Source organism: Elusimicrobiota bacterium, from assembly GCA_041660185.1.
Lineage (GTDB): Bacteria > Elusimicrobiota > Elusimicrobia > 2-01-FULL-59-12 > 2-01-FULL-59-12 > JBAZWU01.
In genome coordinates this window covers 158,009-165,634 of the sequence record JBAZWU010000004.1, presented here as the reverse complement: position 1 = coordinate 165,634, position 7,626 = coordinate 158,009, and the positions used below count along the sequence as shown (strand labels likewise).

The following is a 7,626-nucleotide window of genomic DNA, read 5'->3' as shown; positions in this document are numbered from 1 at the left end:
CGTAGACAATCCGAGCGATCCGACCTACGTTCTCACCGACATCAGCTGGTCCACCAATCCCGATGCCTGGGAAGCGGCGCGGCTGCAGCTCGCCAACATGCTCGGAAGTGTGCCGGCCGCCGGCCCGACCGCTCCGTCAGCCGCTGTTCGGGCTTACCCAAATCCCTGGCGCCCCGATCGCGGTTATCCAAAACAGATCGTGTTTGACAACCTTCCCGCCGGCGCCACCGTCAAAATCTTCACGGTTTCCGGCCATTGGGTCAAAAATCCTCCGGTCTCCGGGACCATCGCCACATGGGACTTGACCAATGATTCCGGTGACGACGTTGCTTCCGGGCTTTATATTTATCTCGTTAAGGCCCCAAACAGCCAAAATTTCCGAGGGAAATTAGCTATCATTAAATAGATCGATTTCAACCTTGAACCAGACGTCTCGCACCCCGTCAAACCAAACCCGAAAAGCGATATTAAATGAGACCCATTATTCATTTGTTCAATACGAGTGTGGTGAGCGGCCCTGAACGGCTTGTTTTGCCGGCACTGGCCCGCTTTTCCACCCCATTTCTTATCGTCAACCTGCTCGAAGAACGGATCGCTCACTTACGGAAGTCAGATCCGCTCGGAGAATTCTGCCGTTCCTTGAATCTGCCCTATCACACCGTGGCCGTACGCGGCCGGTGGGACCGCCGGGCGGCCAAAGAATTGAGTCTTCTCATTCAAGAACGAGATCCCGCTCTCTTCCATACGCACGGCCCAAAGGCTTCCCTGTATCTCCTTCAAGCCTTTCGTCATGGAGCCCGGCGCCGGTTCCCCATCGTCTCAACGCATCACGGTGTTCGCGGGCTGCCGGATTTGAAAACACGCGTTTATGAATGGATTTATCGCCGCTATTGGCTCAAAACATTTGATCGTATTTGTTCGGTTTCCAGCGCGGATTATGAATGTCTTTTGCGCTCAGGAATTGATCTGGCGAAAGCCCGTCTTCACTTGAACGGCATCGACGGCCGGCGAATCGCCGGAGAAGAACGTCCGAAAGAATCCCGGAGAAGCCGCGCCCTCTGGCTCCCGTCCGAGGCGGAGCGGGATCGCCTGTTCCTCTTTGGCGTCGTTGGACGCCTTTCTGCGGAGAAAGACCATGCCCGGATTCTGCAGACGTTGTCCGGTCTTAATCGTTTACCTGCCGCCCGGGAGTGGCGATGCCTGATTTTTGGATCAGGCGCGCTGGAAAGCCGCCTCCGCGACATGGCCCGCGAGCTGGGTCTGGAAAAACGGGTTGTCTGGATGGGGTACCGGAATACCCTGGCGGATGAGTTGTCCGGGCTGGATCTTCTGCTTTCCTTTTCCAAGGCCGAGGGCCTGCCCATCAATCTGGTGGAAGCCGGCTGGGCAGGAACACCGGTGATGGCCACGCTGGTTGGAGGCGTCTCGGACCTGTTGCCGGACGAGAGCTACGGCATCCGGGTCCCGCTCGACGAACCAACAGCAACGGCGACTCTGCAAATGCAGGGGTTATTGTCCGAAAAAGGTTCGGCGAAGCTCAGCGCTCAGGCGGCGCGTTTCCAAGAACGCGTCACGCAGGAGTTTACCCAGACAAAGTGGATGCGGCGTCTCGAAGAAATTTATTCTGAACTCAACGTCAGCCTCGAATCCGCCGCGCTGACGGCCTCGATCCCGTCATGAAGCTACCGTCTTTCGCGAAAACCGCCGTCCGCGCGCTGCTCCACAACGCCGGCGGGCTGACGGGGGTTCGTTACTGGAAGCGGCAATCCTTCCGGATACTGATGTACCACGATTTTCCGGCCGGCAAGGCCGGGATGTCCGAAGCGCTGGATAAGCAGTGCGCCCATATCCGTCGCTATTATCATGCCGTAACCTTAACAGACATCGCCAAATTTCTGTACAAGGGGACGCTGCTCCCGCCGAACGCCCTGGCGGTCACGGTCGACGACGGCAACCGCGATTTTCTGAACGGCTACCCTGTCTTTTATGCGCATCAGATCCCTGTTACTGTTTTTCTCGTGAGCGGGTTTCTCGACCGGCAGTTTCTCTTCTGGTGGGACCGGATTGTATATGCGGTTGGACGGACTCAACAACAGGTGCTCCAGCTTTCTCTTCTGCCGGGTCAACCGCCCGAGGAGTGGCCGCTTGGAACCGGGGAAGAACGCGACCGCGCCATTACACAGATCGGGGCGGTTCTGAAGAATCTGAGCGACCAGGACCGTGAACCGGTGATCCAAGACTTACTGAAACGGCTGGATGTCGAGTCTCCCGGCGAACCGCCGCCGGAGATGCTGCCTTTGGAATGGCCGGACATGCGGCATCTGGCGAAAAACGGGGTTGATTTCGGGGGGCATACCGTCACCCATCCGGTTTTGTCGCGGATTGGGGATGCACAGAAACTCCTCTGGGAAATTGAGGAGAGCAAGCGCCGGATCGAAGAAGAATTGGGGCACCCGATTCAGCATTTCTGTTATCCCTACGGCCGTTGGAGCGATCTGAACGACGCGGTTATCAAAAACATCGCCCGGTGCGGATACCAGACGGCTGTGACGGCGGAAGCCGGGCTGAACGTTCCCGGCGCGGATCCGTTTACCCTGAGACGACTATCGGTTGACCCGACCATGCCCGAGCATTATTTTAAGGAGCTCTTAGCCGGCCTGCATGTTACGTAAAGACAAAGGACGCTAGAATTTATGTCAACCCAGCTGGTCAGCGTTATTATTCCTACGTTCAATCGCGCTTACTGCCTCCGGCGCGCGATCGACAGTATCTTGAATCAGACCCACCGGAACGTCGAAGTCATCGTCGTGGACGATGGATCGACGGACGAAACCCGGGAACTGATGCGGTCCGCTTACGCGCAGGAACCACGGGTCCGGTATGTTTATCAGGAGAATGCCGGCGTATCGGCCGCCCGCAACCATGGGCTTTCGCTCGCCCGGGGCGAATTCATATCGCTTCTTGATTCTGATGATGAATGGTATCCCTGGAAACTCTCGGTCCAACTGGCCTGCCTGAACTTCCTTCCTGGCGTCGGGATGATCTAGACCGACATGGACGCGGTGGGCCCGGACGGAACGATCGTGAAGCCGAAATACTTGAAGACCATGTATGGCGCTTATGAAGTACTGGGACAGAGAAAGCTTTTCGACCGTTCCTGGGATATCCGCAAGGTCATGCCCGAAGCTCCAGCCGAGGTTCAAGGAACCCGCTTATTTGCCGGTGATATTTTTTCGGAAATGATTCTAGGGAATCTCGTCCATACATCGACAGCGCTCTTGACACGGGAGCGGCTACAGCGCGTGAAGGGTTTTAACGTGAATTTGAAAGTCTCCGGGGAAGACTACGATTTCCACTTAAGAACGTGCCGAGAAGGACCAGTGGCTTTTCTCGACGTCTCAAGCATCCGGTATCAGGTCGGGATGAACGACGCGCTGTCCCACCCGGGATACATGATTCACATCGCGTTGAACAATCTGAACACCATTCTCCCCGTTTTGAAGCAGGACCGGGACCGCATACGACTTCCCGGGCGAATGATCAATGCCAGGCTTACCTTCTCTTATTTCTGGATTGGCCAGGCCTACGTGGACCTGGGAGAATTTCAAAAGGCCCGGCCATTCCTGCTCAAGGGCCTTCTGCGCGAACCTTACAGACTGCGTCCATGGGGAATTCTGATCCTTTCTTTCCTCCCCAATCAATTCCAGATCCGCCTCAGGAATAGGCTGCACCTGCTCAAACGACTGCTTAAGCGATGACGATTCGTATTATTCAAAATCAGGAAGATCTCAACAAATTGCGCCCGGCCTGGGTTCAGCTGGAGCGCCCCCCCCATTTGCCGATGCAGCAGTTTATCTGGTGGCAGGCCTGTGCTTCAGCCTTCACGCAAAACGGGGAACTTCGGATCGTCGTAGTCGAAGAGGGGAATGATGTCGTGGCGATCGCGCCTCTGGTCCAGCCCGCTGGAAAAGCCGGCGCAGAGATGCTCGGGGCGTCCCAATTCTCCGAACCGACAGATGTGCTCTACGCAAACGAGGACGTTCTACCTGTCTTGGCTGAGGCTATCGTTGGTTTGAGAATTCCCCTCTCCCTGAGACGCGTCCCGGCGGATTCTCTTCTGCCAAATGCGCTGGCGAAAGCGTATCGCCGGCGGGGGATGCTGATTGCCCGTCCCGGGAACCCCTGGCCCTGGATCACCCTCGATCCCAGTTGGGCGGAACCGGAGAGCAAATTCAATTCAAAGCGCCGCGCGTACCTGCATCGAGCGCGGCGCATTGCGGAAGAACTGGGAACGGTGACTTCGGAAGTCGTGACGCCAACTCCCGCCACTCTCCAACCGCTTCTGGAGAAAGCCTTCGCCGTCGAAGCAGCGGGCTGGAAAGGGAAGGCGGGAACGGCACTCGCGCTGGACCCTTTGAGAGGAACGTTTTACCGCCGGTATACCGCGGCCGCCTGCGAGGCAGGGACCTTGCGCCTGTGCTTCCTGCACATCAACGGCCGGGCCGCGGCGATGCAGATTGCGATTGAAACCGGCCACCGGTTGTGGCTTATGAAGATCGGCTATAACGATAAATTTTCAGCTTGCTCGCCCGGCAACCTGCTCATGCAGGAAACCATCCGCCACGCCGCCACGCGCGGTCTCTCCTCCATCGCCTTCCTGGGAGAGATGGAGCCCTGGAAAGAGCAATGGACACAGGAGCAGAATCGTTGCGTCGTCCTTCGAGGGTATCCGCTGGGATTTCGAGGCGGGATCCGGCTGGCCACGGACGTTGCGGAATTTACCTGGCACAAGCTCATGAACCAAACCTCAGCGATCTGCCGGAAAGCGTTACGCCGGAGGGTGGGGTCCCCGCATTGAGGGATGCAGTACGACGTGTTTCGCGCTTCTTAAAGCGGATTTCAGATCAGCCATCTTCCGGCATAAAGAACCGCGCAGGCTCCCGTTAAAAATAATCAGCAGCATTTCCTCGCGTACTCCGTTGGACCAGAGACTCTTGTAGCTTTCGGCCCCTTTTAAAAAATCGAATTCATCCAGCCTGTCTTTAAAAGCCTGTTCAATGACGAGGAGTGTCAGGACAGCGCCAACGCTCCACTTTTTCCACTCTGGATCAAAACCGTTCTGATAGCAATAGGCTTTGTTCTTGTAAATGAACCCATAGCGGGCGGTGACGGGGGTGTCTCCGCTGTAGAGAAAATGGAAATTCAGCAGTCCCTCTTTCAGAAAGAGACGGCTGACGTCCTGGTGGAACCGTTTGATGTCGGCCGAGAGAAAACTGGAATGCATGTGCTTGTCTCCGGCCCTTTTTTCATGCAGATCAAATAAATCGTCAATTCCTTTGGAAAGAACGTCTTCGTCGCGGATAATGCGGTGAACGACATTCATTTGATCGCGCAGTTTATTCAGTTTCTTGACAAGCTTGAAGCTGACGAGTTCCGGCCGGGCCTTATAATATTCATCGAAAGAACCGGTGATTTTCACATAGGGGCAGACATGGGTGGCCTCTTTGACGACCGCATAATCGCTGAAGAGAGAAAGATCGCTCAGGAGAAGAGACCCCTCGAGCAGATTGTCCAACGCGATGACATCCCACTCGCGGCCGCACTGCCGGATGAATTTTACGATCCCTGACAGGACTCCCGCTTCCTGCCCCCTCTCCGCGATAATGTCCATGTAATCGGGAGACAGTTCCTCTGAGCAGAAGCGGAGACGACGGGGCATCGGGAAAATCGCGGGTTCTATATAAAAAGGGGCAACCCCAACGAGACGGCCTTCGTGCCGGACCGTCAGGATAAACAGCGTCCGCTGTTTTTTGAAAATCTCCCACCAGGTGTACATCCACTCCCAGCGGAGAAATACATTATCGGCAGAACTCCGGCCTAAGAGGGTGTTCCACTCCTCTTTCAGCTGAAGGAACTCCACCTCATCGATGCGTTTAATATCCATTTTTCCTCTGTCATTCCCCGCGGTCGTTGGCGGGGAATCTACTCCTGACGTAACGGCTGCTTAGACCCCCGACAGAGACATTCGGGGGTGACGACCGGGGATGACGGGCTGTAAACTAATTATACCCGCTTCCGGCGTCGATCAGGCCCGCTATTCCAGCTGATAGACGGTGATCCCCAGACGCGCCAGGCCCGGGAAATTTTGCGCGGAGACCACCTTAAATTCACTGAGCAGGGCGTCCGTCACCGGGTCATACGGGACATTAAAAGCGACCAGGATGATCTTCTTCCCCTTCAGCGCCGCGCGCTTCTCCACGCTGTCCAGCAGGTGCTGGTCGATGACCGGAAGGGTCCCCTGGTCATAAAACTGAAAAAGCCTGGCAAAGTAAAAAGGCCGGACCACGATCGATTCCGGCTGCCGGAGCCAGTGGATATAGGAAACAACCGCTTTCGGGTTGGCCTTCTGCCACCGGGTAAAATAGATCGCGCTTCCCCAGAGTTGCGTCCCCAGGCAGGTGGCGAGCAGCAGAATCCCCAGAGCGCGCGGCCGCCATCGCAAGGCCCCCAGAACCAACAGGAGGCAAAAAGCCGGGTACAGATGGAACGTGTAGCGGTACCAGAGAAAAATGGCTGGTTTCCAGAGACTGATCAGGCAGGGAATCGCCAGTCCGACACACAGCCAGTACCGTAACGCGGAGGGACCGCGGCGAAGCCCGTGCACGAGCGCCAAGCCGTGCGCCAGCGCCAGCAGAGCAAAAATGCCGGTAACCGTGGGCAGGTAAAACGTGCTGGAGGCCATATTAAAGTAGATTCCGCTGAACGCCCCGAACGTTTGCAAAAGACTGGCGAATGAAAAGCGAGGCACCCAGAAAGACAGCGCTGGAACAACCTCCATCTGGGCCAACAGAATCGGTAGCCAGAGGCAGAACAATCCCCCCGCGATCAGCACGGATCGGAGGAGCCGCATCCGTGCCGGGCGCTCCAGCAGCCGCGTCCAGGCATAGAGGGCTTGCGCGGATACTACAAAGGCGCCCCAGTAATGCGTGAAAAACTGGGCGGTCCAGAGGATCGTAAGGATCACCCATAAAGAAACATAGGGAACATAGGGGACGTAGTTGCCTTTTTGCCTTATTGTTTTTTTTCGCCAATAAGGCAAAAAGGCAACTACGTCCCCTATAACCACTTGTTCCAAGACTAACAGCGCAGCCAACGCGATCACGATGGCCAACGCATACGGACGGATTTCCTGGCTGTAGGACAAGTGATAGGGTGAAAAAGCCGCATAGGCGCTCGCCCACAAACCGGCCCAGGGCCCGCCGTAACGGCGCCCCAGAAGGAAGATCAAAAGCAGGGACAGCGTGCCCCAGCAAGCCGAGTTGGCGCGGAAATTGACCAGCGAGCGTGCCCCGGCTTTTTGCCAGAGCTTCATCTGAAAGAAATACAGCGGCGGGTGGATTTCGTAGGTCTGGAAACGATGAATCAACTCACTCCGAGGGGTTGAGATCGTCTGGAGCGTGGACATCTCATCGTCCCAGAGGCTTTGACGGTCCAGGGCATGGAAGCGGAGGAAGGTGCCGATTCCCAGGACGATCAACGTGAGAATGTAGGGGCGCACCGCTGTGCGCCCGATCAAGACGTTAGATGAAAACATCGGAGCAGAATGATGTTAGGGTATTCACACTG

Annotated in this window: 8 protein-coding genes; 6 read left to right on the top strand and 2 right to left on the bottom strand. The window is 56.4% G+C overall.

Annotated elements, in window-relative coordinates; all coding sequences use genetic code 11:
• The 6 genes from WC859_05135 to WC859_05110 form a co-directional block, all read left to right on the top strand.
• Window positions 1-406, top strand: a 406-nt coding sequence (locus tag WC859_05135; protein MFA5975534.1) for a T9SS type A sorting domain-containing protein, incomplete at its 5' end; no start/stop codon positions are given.
• 65 nt (window positions 407-471) lie between these two features.
• Entirely contained in the window at window positions 472-1,680 is a 1,209-nt protein-coding gene (locus WC859_05130; protein MFA5975533.1) for a glycosyltransferase, read from the top strand.
• Window positions 1,677-2,672, top strand: coding sequence for a polysaccharide deacetylase family protein (locus WC859_05125; GenBank protein MFA5975532.1), 996 nt, complete (start codon window positions 1,677-1,679; stop codon window positions 2,670-2,672). The genes WC859_05130 and WC859_05125 overlap by 4 nt, the downstream gene beginning before the upstream one ends.
• Before the next feature lie 21 nt (window positions 2,673-2,693).
• Window positions 2,694-3,047, top strand: coding sequence for a glycosyltransferase family 2 protein (locus WC859_05120; GenBank protein ID MFA5975531.1), 354 nt, complete (start codon window positions 2,694-2,696; stop codon window positions 3,045-3,047).
• A gap of 36 nt (window positions 3,048-3,083) precedes the next feature.
• Entirely contained in the window at window positions 3,084-3,758 is a 675-nt protein-coding gene (locus WC859_05115; protein ID MFA5975530.1) for a hypothetical protein, read from the top strand.
• Window positions 3,755-4,858, top strand: coding sequence for a GNAT family N-acetyltransferase (locus WC859_05110; protein ID MFA5975529.1), 1,104 nt, complete (start codon window positions 3,755-3,757; stop codon window positions 4,856-4,858). Before WC859_05115 ends, WC859_05110 begins: the two co-directional genes overlap by 4 nt.
• On the opposite strand, the gene WC859_05105 is transcribed toward WC859_05110, so the two are convergent.
• Window positions 4,829-5,944, bottom strand: a complete 1,116-nt coding sequence (locus WC859_05105; protein MFA5975528.1) for a GNAT family N-acetyltransferase — start codon at window positions 5,942-5,944, stop codon at window positions 4,829-4,831. The genes WC859_05110 and WC859_05105 overlap by 30 nt on opposite strands.
• A gap of 150 nt (window positions 5,945-6,094) precedes the next feature.
• Complete coding sequence (locus WC859_05100) at window positions 6,095-7,594, bottom strand: glycosyltransferase family 39 protein (GenBank protein ID MFA5975527.1); 1,500 nt, start codon at window positions 7,592-7,594, stop codon at window positions 6,095-6,097.
• Window positions 7,595-7,626 lie beyond the last annotated feature (32 nt).